Annotated in this window: 18 protein-coding genes; 8 read left to right on the top strand and 10 right to left on the bottom strand. The window is 65.6% G+C overall.

All coding sequences use genetic code 11. From position 1 onward, the window contains the following. The first annotated feature begins 69 nt into the window (after nucleotides 1-69). Together ACN9M4_RS08115 and ACN9M4_RS08110 are read left to right on the top strand one after the other, a co-directional pair. Nucleotides 70-339: a helix-turn-helix domain-containing protein gene (locus tag ACN9M4_RS08115; RefSeq protein ID WP_426303023.1), complete on the top strand. Its 270-nt coding sequence runs from the start codon at nucleotides 70-72 to the stop codon at nucleotides 337-339. A gap of 122 nt (nucleotides 340-461) precedes the next feature. Then, the gene (locus ACN9M4_RS08110; RefSeq protein WP_426303022.1) at nucleotides 462-1085 is read left to right on the top strand and encodes a hypothetical protein; all 624 of its coding nucleotides are present in this window, start codon (nucleotides 462-464) and stop codon (nucleotides 1083-1085) included. A gap of 154 nt (nucleotides 1086-1239) precedes the next feature. Here the strand turns inward: ACN9M4_RS08110 and ACN9M4_RS08105 are convergent, their stop codons facing one another. Then, on the bottom strand, nucleotides 1240-1512 hold the full coding sequence (locus ACN9M4_RS08105; protein WP_426303021.1) for a hypothetical protein: 273 nt from the start codon (nucleotides 1510-1512) through the stop codon (nucleotides 1240-1242). A 712-nt stretch (nucleotides 1513-2224) separates the two neighbouring features. Next, nucleotides 2225-2440, bottom strand: coding sequence for an AsnC family protein (locus ACN9M4_RS08100; protein ID WP_426303020.1), 216 nt, complete (start codon nucleotides 2438-2440; stop codon nucleotides 2225-2227). 156 nt (nucleotides 2441-2596) lie between these two features. Here ACN9M4_RS08100 and ACN9M4_RS08095 point away from each other — a divergent pair, with 156 nt between their 5' ends. Both ACN9M4_RS08095 and ACN9M4_RS08090 read left to right on the top strand, forming a co-directional pair. Beyond that, nucleotides 2597-2923 (top strand): hypothetical protein, encoded by a 327-nt coding sequence (locus tag ACN9M4_RS08095; protein ID WP_426303019.1) that lies wholly within the window; start codon nucleotides 2597-2599, stop codon nucleotides 2921-2923. Between the two features lie 89 nt (nucleotides 2924-3012). Further along, nucleotides 3013-3498, top strand: a complete 486-nt coding sequence (locus ACN9M4_RS08090; protein ID WP_426303018.1) for an NUDIX domain-containing protein — start codon at nucleotides 3013-3015, stop codon at nucleotides 3496-3498. A gap of 27 nt (nucleotides 3499-3525) precedes the next feature. Here ACN9M4_RS08090 and ACN9M4_RS08085 read toward each other — a convergent pair whose 3' ends face one another. After that, complete coding sequence (locus ACN9M4_RS08085; RefSeq protein ID WP_426303017.1) at nucleotides 3526-6537, bottom strand: bifunctional [glutamine synthetase] adenylyltransferase/[glutamine synthetase]-adenylyl-L-tyrosine phosphorylase; 3012 nt, start codon at nucleotides 6535-6537, stop codon at nucleotides 3526-3528. Between the two features lie 9 nt (nucleotides 6538-6546). Beyond that, complete coding sequence (glnA, locus tag ACN9M4_RS08080) at nucleotides 6547-7887, bottom strand: type I glutamate--ammonia ligase (protein ID WP_426303016.1); 1341 nt, start codon at nucleotides 7885-7887, stop codon at nucleotides 6547-6549. A gap of 192 nt (nucleotides 7888-8079) precedes the next feature. Here glnA and panB point away from each other — a divergent pair, with 192 nt between their 5' ends. Then, a complete protein-coding gene (gene panB, locus ACN9M4_RS08075) occupies nucleotides 8080-9018 on the top strand; it encodes a 3-methyl-2-oxobutanoate hydroxymethyltransferase (RefSeq protein ID WP_426303015.1) in 939 nt (312 codons plus the stop codon). A 12-nt stretch (nucleotides 9019-9030) separates the two neighbouring features. Here panB and ACN9M4_RS08070 read toward each other — a convergent pair whose 3' ends face one another. Continuing rightward, nucleotides 9031-9195, bottom strand: coding sequence for an SPOR domain-containing protein (locus tag ACN9M4_RS08070; RefSeq protein WP_426303014.1), 165 nt, complete (start codon nucleotides 9193-9195; stop codon nucleotides 9031-9033). Nucleotides 9196-9301: 106 nt separating this feature from the next. Between ACN9M4_RS08070 and map the strand changes: the two genes are divergently transcribed. Together map and ppgK are read left to right on the top strand one after the other, a co-directional pair. Further along, a complete protein-coding gene (map, locus tag ACN9M4_RS08065; protein ID WP_426303013.1) occupies nucleotides 9302-10180 on the top strand; it encodes a type I methionyl aminopeptidase in 879 nt (292 codons plus the stop codon). Between the two features lie 86 nt (nucleotides 10181-10266). Continuing rightward, nucleotides 10267-11067, top strand: coding sequence for a polyphosphate--glucose phosphotransferase (ppgK, locus tag ACN9M4_RS08060; protein WP_426303012.1), 801 nt, complete (start codon nucleotides 10267-10269; stop codon nucleotides 11065-11067). Between the two features lie 65 nt (nucleotides 11068-11132). On the opposite strand, the gene nrdR is transcribed toward ppgK, so the two are convergent. From nrdR to ACN9M4_RS08045, 3 genes are all read right to left on the bottom strand, one after another. Then, on the bottom strand, nucleotides 11133-11642 hold the full coding sequence (gene nrdR / locus ACN9M4_RS08055; protein WP_426303011.1) for a transcriptional regulator NrdR: 510 nt from the start codon (nucleotides 11640-11642) through the stop codon (nucleotides 11133-11135). 160 nt (nucleotides 11643-11802) lie between these two features. Further along, the gene (gene hisD / locus ACN9M4_RS08050) at nucleotides 11803-13176 is read right to left on the bottom strand and encodes a histidinol dehydrogenase (RefSeq protein WP_426303010.1); all 1374 of its coding nucleotides are present in this window, start codon (nucleotides 13174-13176) and stop codon (nucleotides 11803-11805) included. A 9-nt stretch (nucleotides 13177-13185) separates the two neighbouring features. After that, a complete protein-coding gene (locus ACN9M4_RS08045) occupies nucleotides 13186-13746 on the bottom strand; it encodes a hypothetical protein (protein ID WP_426303009.1) in 561 nt (186 codons plus the stop codon). 134 nt (nucleotides 13747-13880) lie between these two features. Here ACN9M4_RS08045 and ACN9M4_RS08040 point away from each other — a divergent pair, with 134 nt between their 5' ends. After that, entirely contained in the window at nucleotides 13881-14384 is a 504-nt protein-coding gene (locus ACN9M4_RS08040) for a flavin reductase family protein (protein WP_426303008.1), read from the top strand. 26 nt (nucleotides 14385-14410) lie between these two features. Here ACN9M4_RS08040 and dnaE read toward each other — a convergent pair whose 3' ends face one another. Together dnaE and ACN9M4_RS08030 are read right to left on the bottom strand one after the other, a co-directional pair. Next, complete coding sequence (dnaE, locus tag ACN9M4_RS08035; RefSeq protein WP_426303007.1) at nucleotides 14411-17968, bottom strand: DNA polymerase III subunit alpha; 3558 nt, start codon at nucleotides 17966-17968, stop codon at nucleotides 14411-14413. Nucleotides 17969-17992: 24 nt separating this feature from the next. After that, nucleotides 17993-18637 (bottom strand): hypothetical protein, encoded by a 645-nt coding sequence (locus ACN9M4_RS08030; protein WP_426303006.1) that lies wholly within the window; start codon nucleotides 18635-18637, stop codon nucleotides 17993-17995. Nucleotides 18638-18694 lie beyond the last annotated feature (57 nt).

The following is an 18694-nucleotide window of genomic DNA, read 5'->3' as shown; positions in this document are numbered from 1 at the left end:
TCAGCCAGGAGCAGTCCAGCCCGCGGCTCTAGTTATCAGCGCAAGGCAGGGGCTGCGTACTCTCTCGGTATGACGAGCATCGACGCCATGAATGAAGACGACACCTTTTTCACAGTCAAGGATCTGGCTGCGATGTTCAAGGTCAACCCGGCCACGATCTACCGCCGCACACCCAAGTGGCCCCACCATCGCGTCGGCACAGAAATTCGTTTCAGCCGCGCGGACGTCGAAGCTATCAAGGAGATGACAAGCAAGCGGCCGGCGCAACCGGAAACGAGGCGGTCCCCCAGGATCGGGACCCGCGCAGCCCGAGCCAGCGAACGACTGAACCGACCGTAGCCTCAGAAAAGGTGTGGTCGCTAAACCCTGAGTCCCCAGCGGGGCCGAGTATGCAACCTCATGCTTTCGGGGGCTTACAGGACACAGTTCAAACTCTTCTGAACCAGGCCTATGGTTTGGCTATGACTGTGCAACTAGACCCCTACTTTCGAGAAATCAAGCGCCCGGCCCAGATCGCGGATTGCTTCGTCGCCTGGCTTGAAGGGGCACGAAGCCAAGGAAACATCACGGCGGTATTTGCCGCCGCTCAGGGCCTGCTCTCAGCCTCCGTGGCTGTCTCCCGAATCCTCTGGCCTGACGACTACATCAACAAGAAGGTCCTCACCCGGGAGCAGAGCGAAGCACTGCCGGGCCACCGCGACTACCGGTCACAGGCTTTGCGCACTACTTTGGCAGCCGACGACTTCCGGGATCTTCTGGCCGACCGGGACGTCAGAAACGCGTTTGAGCATTTCGATCAGCGGATGGATCTCCATCTCATGGGAGGAAAGCCAATCGTTGACTTCAACGTCGGAATGCCCGAGTTCATCGACGCACCCTTCAACACTCTGAGACTGTTCGACGACGTGCGTAACGACCTGGCGATCCTCGGAAACACAATCAACCTAAAACAGCTCTATCGGGCCATGAAGGAGCTTAGCGACAGGGCGGAGGCCCACCAGACCAACTTGGCTCAGGCAGCGGACAACGAACAAGAGGCCCGGAAACCGGCTGCAATCGTGCCTGAAAGCGACTTCAGTATCTGAGTGGTGCCGGTGTGCAATGTCAGCCCTTAAACCCTGGGGCCCCGCTAGTTGAGTATGCATCCTCAAGCTTTCGGGGCCCACGGGTCAAGTGTAAGAGCGCTGGGGCGCACATGTCGATAGCCCAATAGGAGGGTCAGTGCACTCCGGACATGCATCAACTGGAACTCTTGGACGGGACGTCATCCCGCACTGCGGCGACAAGGTAATCAATGCCCGCGCTGGCACGGCTAACACCGACCAGCAGCGAGATCCACCCGATGAACACGACGAGCGCACCGATTGCCATAGATGGACCGGACGCATTATCTGAATACAGGGTGGCCTTGAGCGAGTTCACAACGCCGCCGAAGTAGATCGCCCCGCCAATGCCTTGCAGGATGATCCCTAGGATCAGCCACAACCGTGATTTACCAGGCTTCAACATCATGTCCCCCTCTGAGTCTGCCGATGTGCGCACAGACTATCCGAGTGCCACACGGAAAGTAAGGCATCATTCGGCAACCTTGCCGCCCCCATCCCATCCTGGTTCAGTGTGAGGTCTGGATAGTGCCGCAACTAAATGCTTCGTGCCTTCGCTGCATGTCTTCGATCATGGACCGGTCGTGTTCGTTCGCAACCAGCCCGCAATTCTTGCAGTGCAGCAGGTAAGTATTCTTGTCCACTAGTTCTATGCGAGTTTTCATAGTGCTGGATCAGCGACCTCTCTCGACTTCTTCTTCGAAGGCTCGAACCTTGTCGTAAGCCGACTTTCGCGCTACTCCTGCGGCGTCGAGCTGCTCTCTCGTGGCTTTCTGCGCGTTGTAGGCACTGTTCACTTTGTCCCAGTTCCGGAATGCGTCAGCGTACTCATCTATTGCCTGTATGTGTTCAGGTGTTCCCATCCGCACATCATGGCACAAACCTGGAACCCCAGAAGCCAGTCCGCAAATAGTCCGCAAGAAGTCCACAAGAGCTCATTTTCGGCCCATCGCAGCCAACCCCTAGATCCGCGGAATCTAGCGGATTTCAACGGTTACCAACTATCGCCAACAACCATTGTTTAGTTCGAGCTCTACTACGGCGTCTAGTCGGACCAGCAAGGGCCGGTCGCAGCTTCCAGGCTGCGGCCGGCCTTTTGCGTTCCGGAAGCCGCGGCGCGGCTACTGTTTCCCGTACTTCTTGTGTACGGCCTGCTTGCTGACGCCGAGGCACACGGCGATCGCTTCCCAGGACAAGCCGGATTGGCGGGCGGCGCGTACCAACTGGGCTTCGGTCCTGCCTACTTCCTTCTGCAGTTCCGCCACGGCATAGAGGGCCTCCGCGGGTCCCATGCCATCCATTGATCCAACCAGGGTCTTCATACGGTCCACCTCCATGGCGTCAACCATAGTTGACGGCCAAGCTGGCGTCAACAAACGTTGACGCCGGCTCCGGCGTCGTTCACTCCACCGAGCCCGCACCTTTCGTCCTGCCATGTTTCCCGGTTGAATGGAGCCACGGCATTTCGACCGAACTACTTTTTGGGGGAAGCAATGAAGAAGAAATGGACGATCCTGCTGGTACTGTCGGGCCTCGCGTTCGCCGCTTGCGCTTTGATCCTGCCCCGGCCGCTCGCGGCGGTTGCGGGCGGAGAGGCCGACGCCGGGACAACCGTGCTGTTCGTCCTCGGCCTTGTCCTGCTGGCAGACTCCCTCGGGCTGCTCGCCGTCGGACTCCGCCTGCGTTCCCGCGACCTCAACACGCCCCGCAGCTACGGCAACCGCGAGGCGATGGGCCCGGACGAGGACAGGAAGCCCAACCCTTACGAACTGCCCACGGCCTTGAACCAGACCCAGATGGGCCACCACACCGGGCAATAGGCCCCGACTGCCAGGGCTCCGCGTTGCGGCCCGCGTGCGAGGCGGTCACATTTTCCCGGACCCGGCTCCCGTCCTGTTACCGTGGCGGCATGGCCGAACTCAGTCCCGAAAGCCGCGAATACTTCCGCACCCTCCCCCGCCGGCGCGTAGCCGCGGGGCTCGTCATCCGTGACCATGGAGGCAGGGTCCTGGCGGTGAAGCCGAACTACAAGGACGGCTGGCTCCTGCCTGGCGGCACGGTCGATGCCGGGGAAGCCCCCCGCGCCGCCGCGCGCCGTGAAGGCCGCGAAGAATTGGGCCTGGACATCGTCCCTGGAGCCCTCCTCATCATTGGCCACTCGGCGTTTCCGTCCCCCATCGGCGATGGCCTGAACTTCCTCTACGACGGCGGAGTCCTGTCCGGCGACGCGCGGATCGTCCTGCAGGAAGCGGAACTCACGGAATGGCGGTTTGTCGCCGAGGCGGACTTCCCCGACTATTTCGGGATCCACGGTGCATTCCACGTGGCTTCGGCCCTCACGGGGCTGCGCGAGGGCCGGGTCCTTGAACTCCAGGACCGCGAGGAAGTCATCTAGGCCCAAGGCATCGCGGGCCACTGGATGTTACTGGCCGTAGAACTCCCGCTCGAAGACGGCGCGCGTCCGCCGGCTCATCCGAAGATAGTCCTCTTCGAAGACCGCGGCCTGGCCCGGCGCGTAGCCGCACCAGCGTGCCACCGCCTCCAGGTCCCGGCGCGAGGCCGGCAACAGGTCGGAGGCACGACCGGTGCAGATCACGTTGGCCGAGCGGATCCGGCTTGCCAGGCGCCAGGTGGAGCGCAGAAGCCGGGCGTCTTCCTTCCCGATCAGCTCCAGCTCTGCGATGGCGTCCAGCGCCTGCATGGTGGACGTGGTCCGCAGTGAGGGATGCTTCCCTGCATACTGGAGCTGCAGGAGCTGGACGAGCCATTCGACGTCGCTGAGGCCACCACGGCCGAGCTTCACGTGGCGTGCGGGATCGGCACCGCGCGGCAGCCGTTCCGATTCGACGCGTGCCTTGATCCGCCGGATTTCGCGAAGCTCGGTGTCCGCAAGCACTGCCGGGTACCGGATGGGATCCACGAGTTCGACGAAGTCGGCGGCGAGGCCGTCGTCGCCTGCCATCGGCTTGGCGCGCAGGAGCGCCTGGGCCTCCCAGATCAGGGACCAGCGGCGGTAGTACTCGGCGTAGGAGTCCAGGGAGCGCACCATCGCCCCGCTCTTGCCTTCCGGCCGCAGGTCGGCGTCGACCGCGAGGACCCGTTCGGCCATGATCGCCGGCTTCAGCGGCTGGGTCAGCAGGCTCGACACCTGGGCGACGATCGCGAGGGCCTGCTTCTGTGCTTCCTCGTCGTTGGCACCAGGCTGTGCCCGGTGGACGTACATGACGTCGGCGTCGGAGCCGTAGCCGATCTCCCGGCCTCCCTGGCGTCCCATGGCCACCACCAGCACGTGGGTCTTGAGCGGGCCGCCGTCGGAAACGATGCTCTCGGCCACATGCAGGGCCCCCAGGACCGCGGCGCGGTCCGTGTCGGCCAGGGCAGCGCCCACTTCGTCCTGGTCGAGAAGCCCGGAACTGTCGGCAATGGCAATCCGCAGGATTTCGCGGCGCCGGATAAGCCGGATGAGGCGCATCGCACTTTCCGGATCGGCGTGGCGGGACATCTTCGACTGGATTTCCTGCCACTGCGCCTCGAAGGAGACCGGCTTGAGCTCCTTGTCGTTCCCCAGCCAAGCCACCGATTCGGGAGAGACTTCCAACAGGTCGGCGATCAGCCGGGAGTTGGAGAGCACATGGCAGAGCCGCTCGGCCGCTGCTTGCGAATCGCGCAGCATCCCCAAATACCAGTGCGTGGTGCCAAGGGCCTCGCTGACGCGGCGGAAGGCGAGCAGCCCGGCGTCGGGATCGACTCCTTCGGCGAGCCAGCCAAGCAGGATGGGCAGCAGCTGCCGCTGCAGGGCCGCCCGGCGGCTCACACCTGCGGTGAGCGCCTCGATGTGCCGCATGGCACCCCGCGGATCGCGATAGCCGAGCGCCGCCAGGCGCCCCTGTGCCGCTTCCGGGCTGAGCCGGGCGTCCTCGCTGCTGAGGCTTGCCGCAGTGTTCAGCAGCGGGCGGTAGAAGATCCGTTCGTGCAGCTCGCGGACTGAGCGTTTCGTCTTCTGCCAGGTGCCGATCAGGGCATCCGGGTGCGGGCGTTCCGAGGAAAACGGCCCGAGCACCGCCTTTGCCAGGAAACGCTGGGCGTCCTCGCTGGTGGGCATCAGGTGCGTGCGGCGCAGCTGGAAGAGCTGGATCCGGTGCTCCAGCAGCCGCAGGTAACGGTACGCGCTGTCGAAGGCAGCGGCATCCGCACGGCCGATGTAACCGCCGGCGGAGAGCGCAGCAATGGCCGACGTCGTGTCCCGGCTGCGCAGCGTCTCGTCCGATTTCCCATGGACCAGCTGCAGCAACTGGACGGTGAACTCAACGTCCCGCAGGCCGCCCGGGCCGAGCTTGATCTGGCGCTGTTCCTCTGCCGGGGCGATGTTGTCGGTGACTCGGCGACGCATCGCCTGGACGGATTCGACGAAGCCCTCACGGCCCGACGACGCCCAGACCAAAGGCTGCACGGCGTCCTCGTAGCGGGTGCCGAGTTCCCTGTCGCCGGCGATGGTGCGGGCCTTCAGGAGCGCCTGGAACTCCCAGCTGTCCGCCCAGCGGGCATAGTAGCTCAGGTGCGATGGCAAGGTCCGCACCAGCGGCCCGGATTTGCCCTCTGGGCGCAGGTTCGCGTCGACTTCCCAGAGGCCCGGTTCCGGCGCGGTGGAGGAAATCGCCCGCGAGATGCCGCTGGCCAGTGCGGTGCCGATCGTGGCGGCGTGGGCGTCCTCAAGCCCTTGCGCTTCGATCACATAGATGACGTCGACGTCGGAGATGTAGTTGAGCTCGCGGGCGCCGCATTTGCCCATGCCGATCACTGCCAGCCGGACGGCGGCGACATCCGCCGGGTCGAAGGTGCCGGCCGCCTCGGCCCTGGACACCGCCAGGGCAGCTTCGATCGCGGCCCCGGCGAGATCCGCAAGCTCCGCACCGACGATCGGCATCGCATCCTGCGGGCTCGCGGCGCACAGGTCGCGGATGGCAAGTTCGGTCAGGCCGCGCCGGTATGCCGTGCGCAGGGCCGCATAGGCGGCGGGGCCGGTCAGGCCAGCCACCGGCCGCGGGGAAGCGGCGTCGGCGCGGACCGAGGCGAGCAGCCGTGCCCGCAGCACAGCCGGGTCCTGCGCCTGCGGTTCGGGGCTGACCCGCTCGTCGAAGACATCGAGGTGCTCAGGGTGGCGGATCAGGAACTCGCCCAGGGCCTCGGAAGCGCCGAGCAGGCGGTACAGCGGTTCGCTGCGGTCCAGCTCGGCGGCCGCAAGCTCCCGCAGGGCCGGGTGCTTCTCGATGAGCCGCACCAGGGTCTGCAGGGCCGTATCGGGGCTGGCACTCAGGTGCAGGCCCGCGAAGAGGGTCTCTTGGTCGATTCCGTCGAGTTCACGGGCGCCAAGGAAGCGCTCCCCTTTGTCAAGATCGCTGAAACCGGCTGATATGAGCCGGCGTGCCAGGCTCATGCCGCCCGCCTAGAGGATGCCGAGGTTGCGCTGAAGCTCGTACGGGGTGACCTGGAGCCGGTAGTCCTGCCATTCCGCCCGCTTGTTGCGCAGGAAGTGTTCGAAGACCTGCTCGCCGAGGATCTGGGCCACGAGCTCGGAGTCCTCCATGGCCCGGATGGCGTCGTGGAGGCTGGACGGCAGCGGAGCGTGGCCCATCGCCTTGCGTTCAGCGGAGGTCAGCGACCAGACGTCGTCCTCTGCCGCCGGCGGCAGCTCGTAGCCTTCCTCGATGCCCTTCAGGCCGGCGCCCAGGAGCACCGCATAAGCCAGGTAGGGGTTGGTGGCGGAGTCGATGCCGCGGTACTCGATGCGGGCTGACTGGCCCTTGCCGGGCTTGTAGAGCGGAACCCGGACCAGGGCCGAGCGGTTGTTGTGGCCCCAGCTCAGGTAGCTCGGAGCCTCACCGCCGCCCCACAGCCGCTTGTAGGAGTTGACGAACTGGTTGGTCACGGCCGTGAACTCCGGGGCGTGCTTGAGGATGCCCGCGATGAACTGGCGTGCCGTCCTGGAGAGCTGGAATTCCGCGCCGGCTTCGTAGAAGGCATTCGTGTCGCCCTCGAAGAGGGAAAAGTGGGTGTGCATGCCGGAACCGGGGTGGTCCGTGAACGGCTTGGGCATGAAGGTGGCGTAGGTGCCCTGCTGCAGCGCCACCTCCTTGATGACCGTGCGGAAGGTCATGATGTTGTCCGCCGTTTGCAGGGCGTCCGCGTAGCGGAGATCGATTTCGTTCTGGCCGGGTCCGCCCTCGTGGTGGCTGAACTCCACGGAGATGCCCACGGATTCGAGCATGGTGACGGCGGTGCGGCGGAAGTCCTGGGCCACGCCGCCCGGAACGTGGTCGAAGTAGCCGCCTTCGTCCACAGGAACCGGCGCCCCGCCGGGACCGAGCTCGCTGGACTTCAGCAGGTAGAACTCGATTTCGGGGTGGGTGTAGCAGGTGAACCCCATGTCCGCGGCCTTCGCGAGTGTGCGCTTGAGGACATTGCGGGGGTCGGCGGCGGACGGCTCGCCGTCCGGGGTGAGGATGTCGCAGAACATCCGGGAGGTCTGTTCGGTGTCTCCGCGCCAGGGCAGGATCTGGAAGGTGGCCGGGTCCGGCTGGGCAAGCATGTCCGACTCAAAGACGCGGGCGAGGCCCTCGATCGCCGATCCGTCGAAGCCGAGGCCTTCTTCGAAGGCACCTTCCACCTCGGCGGGGGCAAGTGCCACCGATTTGAGCGATCCGACGACGTCGGTAAACCACAAGCGCACGAAGCGCACGTCGCGCTCTTCGATGGTCCGCAGTACGAACTCTTGCTGGCGGTCCATGGGGCCCCTTTTCAGATTCAATGTCCACACCGCAGGCGGAGTTTCTCCGGTCCCGCGGCAGCTCAGCCTTCACTCTACTAAGCATTGTGCGCGATTGCCGATGTCGGGACTCCCCGTAACACAGCGTTTACAAAAGCGGGAGCGTTGTCTCGCTGGTGGCTAGCCGGACGGGGACCGCATACGCTCTTGTCCATGGCCCCGAGCAACCCTGAATCGCGCAACCACCCCGAGTCCGGCACCAACCACGAGACGACCGCACCGTACGGCTCCGGCCCGTCGGCGGCTGGCGCTCCTTCTGCCGGCACTCCTTCCGCCGGAGCGGCAGGCGCCGCGCCATCCGGCCGCGTGCGCATCCACCACCTCCAGCAGGCCAAGGCCAAGGGCGCCCGCTTCGCCATGCTGACGGCCTACGAGCAGTACACCGCCGAAATCTTCGACCAGGCCGGCATCGAGGTCCTGCTGATCGGCGACTCCGCGTCCAACAACGTCTTCGGCAACGAAAGCAGCCTTCCGGTCACAGTGGACGAACTGCTCCCCCTCTGCCGTGCCGTCGCCCGCTCCGCCAAGCGGGCCCTTATCGTGGCGGATCTGCCTTTCGGCAGCTACGAAGTGTCCGCCGAGCAGGCGGTGGCCACCGGCGTACGCTTCCTCAAGGAGGGCCTGGCCCAGGCGGTGAAGATCGAAGGCGGCGCCTATTACGCACCGACGGTCCGCGCAATGGTGCAGGCCGGCATTCCGGTGATGGCCCATATCGGTTTCACCCCGCAAAGCGAACACGCGCTTGGCGGCTACCGGGTCCAGGGCCGCGGGGACGATGCACAGCGGTTGATCGACGACGCCGTTGCACTCGTGGATGCCGGCGCCTTCAGTGTGCTGATGGAAATGGTCCCGGCGGACACGGCCGCCGCGGTCGACGCCGCGATCAAGGTGCCGACGATCGGCATCGGAGCAGGGAATGCGACCACCGGCCAGGTGCTGGTCTGGCAGGACATGGCCGGCCTCCGGGGCGGCAAGATGGCCAAGTTCGTCAAGCAGTACGCGAACCTGCGGGGCATCCTCGGTGACGCCGCCCGGACGTATGCCGAAGAAGTCCGCTCAGGCACCTTCCCCGGCCCCGAGCACTCCTTCTAGCCGGACGCGCCGTCAGTCTTCGTCGCCCTTCTCCCACGCCTCGTTGCGGGCCCGGACCTTCTCAAGCGCGTGCTCGGCTTCCTCGCGGGTCTTGTACGGCCCGATCAGCTGGGTCCAGTCGGACAACGCGTCCTCCTCGACCTTGTGGGTCTGCACGTTGTACCAGTACTCCGTCACGGTGACTCCTTCCCGATGGGCGGCCGCCGCGTAACTTTTCGCGGCGGCCATGCCCGGCCGCCCGCATTGTTAGCTGCGTCTCGTCGCTCCCTTATATGATCAATCTATGCCTTCCCCCGCTTTGACTGCACCCATCGGCACGCTCACCCAAGGAACCGTCAGCCCGCAGCTGCCGGTTCCGGCGTCGATTGCACGCCCCGAGTATGTCGGCAAGCCGGCCCCGGCCAAGTTCACCGGCTCCGAAGTAAAGTCTGCGGAGACCATCGAGAAGATCCGCATCGCGGGCCGGATTGCCGCGCAGGCGATCGTGGAGGTCGGAAAGCACATCCAGCCGGGCGTCACAACGGACCAGCTGGACCGGATCGGGCACGAGTTCCTCATGGACCACAACGCGTACCCGTCCACCCTGGGCTACCGGGGCTTCCCCAAGTCGCTGTGCTCCTCGCTCAACGAGGTCATCTGCCACGGCATCCCGGACTCCACAGTGGTCCAGGACGGCGACATCCTGAACATCGACATCACCGCGTTCATCAATGGCGTGCACGGTGATACCAACTACACCTTCCTGGTGGGCGACGTCGACGAAGAGTCGCGTCTCCTGGTGGAGCGGACACAGGAGTCCCTCAACCGGGCCATCAAGGCAGTGGCACCCGGCCGCGAAATCAACGTGATCGGCAGGGCCATCGAATCCTACGCAAAGCGTTTCGGTTACGGAGTGGTCCGTGATTTCACGGGCCACGGAGTGGGCGAGGCCTTCCACACAGGCCTGATCATTCCGCACTACGACGCCGCACCGGCCTACAACACGGTCATCGAGTCCGGCATGGTCTTCACCATCGAACCCATGCTCACCCTCGGCACGGTCGAATGGGACATGTGGCCGGACAACTGGACCGTAGTGACCCGGGACCGCAAGCGCACCGCGCAGTTCGAACACACCCTGCTCGTGACCGACACCGGCGCGGAAATCCTCACGCTGCCCTGACCGGGCCGCCGGAAGTCCCGGCTGCCCCGCGCCTATTTGCCTAGTGCCCCATCTGCCGCCAACCACCTGCCTAGAACGGACATGCATTGACGAAGGATTCGAAGACCCACAAGAACGCCCCGCTGATCGGGATCGACATCGGCGGTACCGGCATCAAGGGCGGAATCGTGGACTTGAAGAAGGGCAAGCTCGTCGGTGAGCGCTTCCGGATCCCTACCCCGCAGCCGGCCACCCCGGAAGCCGTCGCCGATGTCGTGGCCCAGATCGTCGAAGAACTTTCGGACCGTCCTGAGGCTCCGGCGAAAGGCTCGCCGGTCGGTGTCACCTTCCCGGGCATCATCCAGCACGGCGTGGTCCGCTCAGCGGCGAACGTTGACAAGTCCTGGCTGGAGACCGACGTCGACAGCCTGTTCAGCGAACGCCTGGGCCGCCCGGTCGAGGTTATCAACGACGCCGACGCCGCCGGCCTCGCCGAAGCCCGCTACGGCGCCGGTGAAGGCGTGGACGGCACCGTCCTGGTCATCACCCTCGGCACCGGCATCGGCTCCGCCTTCATCTTCAACGGCCAACTGGTCCCCAACGCTGAACTCGGCCACCTCGAGGTCGACGGATATGACGCCGAAACGAAGGCCTCCGCCGTCGCCCGCGAACGCGACGGCCTGAGCTGGGACGAGTACGGGGTCAAGCTCAACCGCTACCTGCAGCACGTCGAGTTCCTCTTCTCCCCCGAGCTCTTCATCATCGGCGGCGGAATCTCCAAGCGCTCGGACGAATACTTCCCGCACCTGGAACTGCGGACCAAGATCGTCACCGCGGAGCTGAAGAACGACGCCGGAATCGTCGGCGCCGCCCTGGAAGTCGCTTTCCACCACAAGCTCGTCAAGTAGAGGGTTGGTGCCGGTGGTGGCGGGGGCTTCCCCTCCGCCGCCACCACCGGAGTCTTTGCATGGAGTTACTGGGCGCCCTTGGCGCCGGCCTTGCTCCTGCTGTTCTTTCCGGCGACTTCGTGCCGGAGCTGGGCTTCTTCCCGCAGCAGCGCTATCGCGGATTCGAAATCTTCCAGGGATTCGAACGCCTGGTAGACGCTGGCGAAGCGGAGGTAGGCAACCTGGTCCAGCTTCTGCAGCGGGCCAAGGATGGCGAGGCCTACCTGGTGGGCATCGATCTCGGCCGCACCGGATGCCCGAATGTTCTCCTCGACCTCCTGGGCGAGCATCGCAAGGTCATCCTCGGTGACGGGACGGCCCTGGCACGCCTTGCGGACGCCGTTGATGATCTTGCTCCGGCTGAAGGGTTCTCCGACGCCTGAGCGCTTGACCACAGACAGGCTGGTGGTTTCCACCGTGGTGAACCGGCGGCCGCATTCGGGGCACTGCCGGCGGCGGCGGATGGAGGAGCCGTCTTCGGCCATGCGGCTGTCCACCACACGGGAATCGGGGTTACGGCAAAACGGACAATACACGCCGGCCTCCCTGTTTCATCCGCAGTGGCTCCCGGCCGGATCGGGCCGGAAAAGCAATGGTGGCGGAAGCAATGCTTCCGCCACCATTTTACGTTCGCACGCAGGCTAATGACAAGCATGTAACTACTACATGTAGTGCGGCCCGCCGTATATGTAGTGCTTATGCCCCCGCGAAGCGGATTGTGACGGCGTCACCGTGGCCAGGGAGGTCCTCGGCCCCGGCCAGGCTCACAATGTGCCGGCTGACCTCTTCCAGCGCCTGCCGGTTGTAGTTGATGAGCTGAACCGCACGGAGGAAGGTGGTGACGTTGAGCCCGGAGGAGAACGCCGCAGTGCCACTGGTGGGCAGCACATGGTTGGAGCCGGCACAGTAGTCGCCGAGGCTGACGGGGCTGTAGTCACCGACGAAAATCGCCCCTGCGTTGCGGATCCGCGCGGCAACCGCCGGCGCGTCCGCCGTCATGATCTCCAGGTGCTCGGCCGCGTATGCGTCGCACACCGCGATACCCTGGTCCAGGTTGTCGACCAGCACGACGCCGGACTGCGGCCCGGAGAGGGCCGTCACCACCCGTTCGCGGTGCTTGGTCCGGGCGGCCTGGCGCTTGAGCTCGGCGTCCACGGCCGCAGCCAGGTCCGGCGAATCCGTGACAAGCACGGATGCCGCCTTCGGATCATGCTCGGCCTGGCTGATGAGGTCCGCGGCCACGAGGTCCGGACGCGCAGTGCCGTCGGCGAGGATGGCGATTTCGGTGGTGCCGGCCTCGGAGTCGATGCCCACCACGCCCTTGACGAGGCGCTTGGCCGTCGCCACGAAGATATTGCCGGGACCGGTGACGACGTCCACCGGCTCAATGGCTTCCTCACCATCCGCGCCCGGGATGCCGTACGCGAAGGCGGCTACTGCCTGGGCACCGCCGACGGCGTAGACCTCGTCGATCCCGAGCAGCGCGGCAGCGGCCAGGATGGTGGGGTGGGGCAGGCCGCCGAACTCCTTCTGCGGCGGCGACGCCAGGGCCACCGAGGGCACGCCTGCCGCCTGGGCGGGAACCACGTTCATGATCACGGACGACGGATACACTGCCAGCCCTCCTGGCACGTATAGACCGACGCGGCCAACGGGCACCCAGTTCTGGCTGACGACGGCACCGTCGCCGAGTTCGACGTCGACGTCTGCCGGACGCTGGGCGGTGGCGAACTGCCGGGCACGGCTGATGGATTCTTCCAAGGCGGAACGGACCGCGGGATCGAGGCTCTCAAGGGCTTCGGCGAGTGCCGCCGCCGGAACGCGCGGGTGGGCCTGCTCGACGCCGTCGAATGCCAGCGCGAACTCGCCCAGCGCGGCAAAACCGCGGGAACGCACAGCCGCGATGATCTCCCGTACCTTCTGTTCAGCGTCGGCCACCGTCTGATGCCGAGCCCGCGGCACGGCCGCACGCAGTTCCGCGAGCGAAAGGGCGCGGCCCCGCAGGTCGATGCTGCGGAACTCAAGGGACTCGGTAGGGGTGGCGGCTGGGTTCTCCGGAGAAATGGTCACCCGGCCATTTTAGTGTGCCTGCCCGCCGGACTGTGTTCCCCGGCTCAGCAGGCCGATCAGGTTGTAGAGGAAAGCCAGCAGCGCGACAGCCAGTGGCCAGACGAGCAGCACGACGACGGAACGGAGGGTGAAGCCATCTTCGCCGGCAGGAACCCGGCCGGAGGAGCCCCACCATCCTGCGGCCAGGATGCCCGACTGCCAGGCCACGGCTGCGCCCGCCAGTCCCCCGGCAACGGCCAGGAAGGTCCGCAGTCCGCGGCGCTTGTCCGGCGGACTCGAATCGAGCAGCACGGCGGTGAAACAGCCGGCAAGCAGCAGCAAGCCGGCCAGCACCAGGTCCCGGGGAAGCCGCGTCAGGGGTGTCGAGGGGTCCGCGAGGGCGGCGTCGCGGGTGAGCAGGTTGGCTCCACCCGGGGCGAGCAGCCACCAGGCAATGCCGAGTAGGGCTCCGGCGGCCACGGGCACGACGAACCACAGCCAGGCCCGGCCCCGCCGTACGGATTCCCCGCCTTCATCGGCCGGGATCCCGTTCCGGGCGGGTCCGGTGCTCTCATACGCAGGCAGGGTCATGGGTGCCACATTAACAAACATTGCGTTCACGGCCGCAACAAGGCGTTGCCGGGATACTCGGAATACCCCCACGGAGGCTCGTGGGAATACGCTGATCCCAAGAGCACCATCACGATTTCGAGCAGGAGCTGGCCATGGCTGCGGACGTCCCGTCCTTCGTGGGAACCTTCAAGGAAATGTTCCGGCGGCACGCTGCGGGCGTTTCCATCATCACCGCGGACCTGGACGGCAGCCCCTTTGGATTCACCGCGACGTCGGTGGCCTCACTGTCCGCTGAGCCGCCCCGCTTCACTTTCAACATGTCGCGCAGTTCCAGCTCCTGGCCGGCCATCGCGAACTCTACGTACATCGGGCTGCACATGCTCGGCCACGAAAACGAAGCCCTGGCGGACCGTTTCGCCCGCGGCGGCATAGAGCGCTTCGAAGGCGACCACTGGGAGCCTGGCCCCTTCGGGGTGCCGCTGCTGAAAAACGTCACCGGCTGGCTCATCGGGAAGATCCAGATGCGTCTTTCCTTCGAGAACAACGCGGTGGTCGTCGTCGAAGTGGTGGACGGACAGGTGGGCGAGGACGGGAGCCCGCTGCTGTACCACTCGGGCAGCTACGGGCAACCCGTCCCGCTCGACTACGAAATCTGAGCCCGGCCGCCCAGCTGTCCAGGCAGTCAGCTATCCAGGCAGGCCGGGCCGAGCAGCACCTTCAGGTCCCCGAACAACGCGGGGTTCGGGTTCACCCGCAGATGGATCGGCAGGGCCATCACCTCGATCTTCGTGTCCCCGTGGAGGTTCAGCCGGACCTCGGAATTGCCGCGGTGGTTGCCAAGCACGTCCCTCAGTTCTGTGACAACCGCCTCGGTGGCCTTGTGCGTGGGCATGGTGATGACCAGCGGCCCGTTCACGCCCTCGCTCAAGTCCGGGACCGAAAGCTCCATGCAGTTCAAGGTGACGGCACCGTCGTCGCGGCGCTGGAGCCGGCCCTTGACCACAACGATCAGGTCTTCGGCGAGGACGGAAGCGATCGGTCCGTAGACCTGCCCGAAGAACATGACCTCCATCGATGCGCCCAGGTCTTCGATCTCTGCCCTGGCGTAGGCGTTGCCGCTCGCCTTGGCGATCCGGCGGCTCAGCGAGGTGATCATGCCCGCGATAGTGACGATCGCCCCGTCGTGGGGGCCGTCTTCGGCGATGATCGAGGAGATGGATTGTTCGGCGTGCTGGCTGAGCACCCCTTCCAGGCCCTGCAGCGGGTGGTCCGAGACGTAGAGTCCCAGCATGTCCCGCTCGAAGGCGAGCTTGTCCTTCTTTTCCCATTCCGGCAGGTCCGGGATGTCGGTGGTGAAGGAAGGCTCAGATTTGTCGTCCTCGAAGCCGGCGAACAGGTCGAACTGGCCGATCGCCTCGTTGCGCTTGAGGGTGATGACGGAGTCGATCGCTTCTTCGTGGATCATCGCCAGGGCGCGGCGGGAGTGCCCCAGCGAGTCGAAGGCGCCGGCCTTGATGAGGGATTCGATGGTCCGCTTGTTACACACCACGGCGGGAACCTTCATCAGGAAGTCCGAGAACGATTCGTAGCGGCCCTGCTCCTGGCGGGCCGTGACCATGGAATCGACGACGTTGGAGCCGACGTTGCGGATGGCGCCCATGCCGAAACGGATGTCGGTGCCCACCGGGGTGAAGGTCAGGGCGGATTCGTTGACGTCCGGCGGCAGCACGGTGATGCCCATGCGCCGGCACTCGTTCAGGTAGATGGCCGATTTGTCCTTGTCATCGCCCACGGAGGTCAGCAGGGCGGCCATGTATTCGGGCGCGTAGTGCGCCTTCAGGTAGGCGGTCCAGTACGAGATGACGCCGTATGCGGCGGAGTGCGCCTTGTTGAAGGCGTAGTCGGAGAACGGCAGCAGGATGTCCCAGAGGGTCTTGACCGCCTCCATGGAGTAGCCGTTGTCCTGCATGCCCTGGGAGAAGCCGGCGAACTGCTTGTCCAGCTCTTCCTTCTTTTTCTTACCCATCGCACGGCGCAGGATGTCTGCCTGGCCGAGCGAGTAGCCCGCCAGTTTCTGCGCCACGGCCATGACCTGTTCCTGGTACACGATCAGGCCGAAGGTGCCGCCGAGGATGTCTTCCAGCGGCTCGGCCAGCTCCGGGTGGATCGGAATGACGTCCTGGATCTTGTTCTTGCGCAGGGCGTAGTCGGTGTGCGCGTTGGCGCCCATCGGGCCCGGACGGTACAGGGCCAGCACGGCGGAGATGTCTTCGAAGTTGTCAGGCTTCATCAGCTTGAGCAGTGAACGCATGGGCCCGCCGTCGAGCTGGAACACGCCCAGGGTGTCGCCGCGGGCCAGCAGCTCATAGGACGCCGCGTCGTCCAGGGCCAGGGTTTCAAGGTCCAGTTCGATGCCGCGGTTGAGCTTGATGTTCTCGAGGGCATCGGAAATGATCGTCAGGTTCCGCAGGCCCAGGAAGTCCATCTTGATCAGGCCGAGGCCTTCGCTCGTGGGGTAGTCGAACTGGGTGATGACCTGGCCGTCCTGGAAGCGGCGCATGATCGGGATGACGTCGATGATCGGGTCCGAGGACATGATCACGCCGGCGGCGTGGACGCCCCATTGGCGCTTCAGGCCCTCGATGCCGAGGGCGGTCTCGAAGACCTTGGCGGCTTCGGGGTCCGTGGAGATCAGCTGCCTGAAGTCCCCGGCTTCCCCGTAGCGCTTCGCCTGCGGGTTCTGGATGTCCGCAAGCGGGATGTCCTTGGCCATGACGGCGGGCGGCAGGGCCTTGGTGAGCGTCTCGCCCATGCTGAAGGGGTAGCCGAGCACGCGGGAGGAGTCCTTGAGCGCCTGCTTGGTCTTGATAGTGCCATACGTGACGATCATGGCCACGCGCTCGTCGCCGTACTTCCGGGTCACGTAGTCGATGACCTCGGGACGGCGGCGATCATCGAAGTCGACGTCGAAGTCGGGCATGGACACGCGGTCCGGGTTGAGGAAGCGTTCGAAGATCAAGCCGTGTTCCAGCGGATCCAGGTCGGTGATGCGCATGGCGTAGGCGACCATGGAACCGGCGCCGGAACCACGCCCCGGACCCACCCGGATGCCGTTGTTCTTGGCCCAGTTGATGAAGTCGGCAACCACCAGGAAGTAGCCCGGGAAGCCCATGGACGTAATGACGTCGAGTTCATAGTCCGCCTGTTTGCGGACCTTGTCCGGGACGCCCTGCGGGTAGCGGTACTCCAGGCCCTTGGCCACTTCCTTGACCAGCCAGGAGGTCTCGTCCTCCCCCGGCGGGCAGGGGAAGCGGGGCATGTAGTTGGCGCCCGTGTTGAAGGACACTTCGCATCGCTCGGCAATGAGAAGGGTGTTGTCGCAGGCCTCCGGATGGTCGCGGAACAGTTCCCGCATCTCCTGCGGGGACTTCAGGTAGTAGCCGCTGCCGGAGAAGGCAAAGCGCGAGCCGCCCTGGTCGTAGGTGGGCTCCAGCAGTGTCGAGCCGGACTGGATGGCCAGCAGGGCTTCATGGGCCTTGGCATCGTGTTCGTGCGTGTAGTGCAGGTCGTTGGTGGCCACCAGGGGGATGTTCAGGTCCTTGGCCAGGCGCAGCAAGTCGCCGGTGACCCGCCGTTCGATGTCCAGGCCGTGGTCCATGAGTTCGCAGAAGTAATTCTCCGCGCCGAAGATGTCCCTGAATTCCGCGGCGGCTTCGAGCGCCTCACGGTACTGGCCGAGGCGGAGCCTGGTCTGGATTTCGCCGGAGGGGCAGCCGGTGGTGGCGATCAGGCCTTCGGAATACGTGTTCAGCAGTTCCCGGTCCAGGCGGGGCCACTTGCCGAAGACCGAATCGAGCGAAGCGATCGAGGAGGCCCGGAAGAGGTTCCGCATGCCCACGTTGTTGTAGCTGAGCAATGTCATGTGGGTGTAGGCGCCACCACCGGAGACGTCGTCCTTGCGCTGGCTTTCATCGCCCCACCGTACGCGCTCCTTGTCCGTGCGGGCGGTGCCGGGGGTGACATAGGCCTCGACACCGATGATCGGCTTGATGCCCTTGTCCGTGGCCTTCTTCCAGAAGTCGAAGGCACCGAAGAGGTAGCCGTGGTCGGTGGTGGCCAGGGCCGGCATTCCCAGCCGCTCGGTCTCGTTGAACAACTCGCCAAGCCGGGCCGCCCCGTCCAGCATCGAGTACTCGGTATGGGTGTGCAGGTGGACGAACGAGGCATTGCTGGAAGTCACCACGCCAGTCTACCGTCGAGCGGCTCAGCCGTCCCCGCCGTCGTCGGGTGTCCACCGGAGCAGCACGGCGGCCGCCGCACCCTCTGCGAGGTAGAACACGAAAGGCGGAATGTCCCCGGTAGCAGCCAGCACGGCGGCAGAGGCGGCGGACGTTCCGGCCAGGGCAAACGCCGTCGGGGATGGGCGCGGAGCGGGCAGCGCGGCGAAGGCCCCGGCAAGCGCGGCGAGGGCGGCCACATGCGACCAGGCGTAGAAGGCAAAGGGCCAGGCTGCGCCACGGCGGTAGGCGAAACGCTCGATGTCGCTCCCCCGGTCCGCCAGGCACCAGACGAACATCGGAGCCCCCACGAGCAAGGCGGCCGCCGCAGTCCCGGCCAGGCCGCGGGCCCGCCCGCGGGGAAACTCCTTGGCCAAGACGGCGAAGGCCACCGGTACGGCCGCCGTCCCCATCGCGGCCACATGCTGCCCGGCCACCCACCGCGGACCGGAGTGCTCAAGGATCTCGAGGCGGCGTGCCGCGTCCCGGGTGGTGTAAACGCGCTGCGCCGGGGTGATGCCGGCAAACCAGAGTACGGTTCCGGCGACAACCGCCGCCGCCGGCCGGGAAAGGCTTCCTCGCTGCCTTGTCTGCATCCGCTGCTTTGTCTGCATCCGCTGCTTTGTCTGCATCCCTAGCCTCCTGCCTCGCGGCTAGACGCGCCAATGATGCACACACCGTAACCCCGG

Origin of the sequence: Arthrobacter sp. R-11 (genome assembly GCF_049913155.1) — a bacterium.
Lineage (GTDB): Bacteria > Actinomycetota > Actinomycetes > Actinomycetales > Micrococcaceae > Arthrobacter.
Note: the sequence above shows the minus strand (reverse complement) of the source record. Positions and strands in the feature narration are given on the sequence as shown.

Bases quoted from the DNA above. Each gene is read 5' to 3' on its own strand.
- ACN9M4_RS08115 (WP_426303023.1), top strand. From the start codon at position 70: ATGACGAGCATCGACGCCATGAATGAAGACGACACCTTTTTCACAGTC.
- ACN9M4_RS08110 (WP_426303022.1), top strand. From the start codon at position 462: ATGACTGTGCAACTAGACCCCTACTTTCGAGAAATCAAGCGCCCGGCC.
- ACN9M4_RS08105 (WP_426303021.1), bottom strand. From the start codon at position 1,512: ATGATGTTGAAGCCTGGTAAATCACGGTTGTGGCTGATCCTAGGGATC.
- ACN9M4_RS08100 (WP_426303020.1), bottom strand. From the start codon at position 2,440: ATGGAGGTGGACCGTATGAAGACCCTGGTTGGATCAATGGATGGCATG.
- ACN9M4_RS08095 (WP_426303019.1), top strand. From the start codon at position 2,597: ATGAAGAAGAAATGGACGATCCTGCTGGTACTGTCGGGCCTCGCGTTC.
- ACN9M4_RS08090 (WP_426303018.1), top strand. From the start codon at position 3,013: ATGGCCGAACTCAGTCCCGAAAGCCGCGAATACTTCCGCACCCTCCCC.
- ACN9M4_RS08085 (WP_426303017.1), bottom strand. From the start codon at position 6,537: ATGAGCCTGGCACGCCGGCTCATATCAGCCGGTTTCAGCGATCTTGAC.
- glnA (WP_426303016.1), bottom strand. From the start codon at position 7,887: ATGGACCGCCAGCAAGAGTTCGTACTGCGGACCATCGAAGAGCGCGAC.
- panB (WP_426303015.1), top strand. From the start codon at position 8,080: ATGGCCCCGAGCAACCCTGAATCGCGCAACCACCCCGAGTCCGGCACC.
- map (WP_426303013.1), top strand. From the start codon at position 9,302: ATGCCTTCCCCCGCTTTGACTGCACCCATCGGCACGCTCACCCAAGGA.
- ACN9M4_RS08045 (WP_426303009.1), bottom strand. From the start codon at position 13,746: ATGACCCTGCCTGCGTATGAGAGCACCGGACCCGCCCGGAACGGGATC.
- ACN9M4_RS08040 (WP_426303008.1), top strand. From the start codon at position 13,881: ATGGCTGCGGACGTCCCGTCCTTCGTGGGAACCTTCAAGGAAATGTTC.
- ACN9M4_RS08030 (WP_426303006.1), bottom strand. From the start codon at position 18,637: ATGCAGACAAAGCAGCGGATGCAGACAAAGCAGCGGATGCAGACAAGG.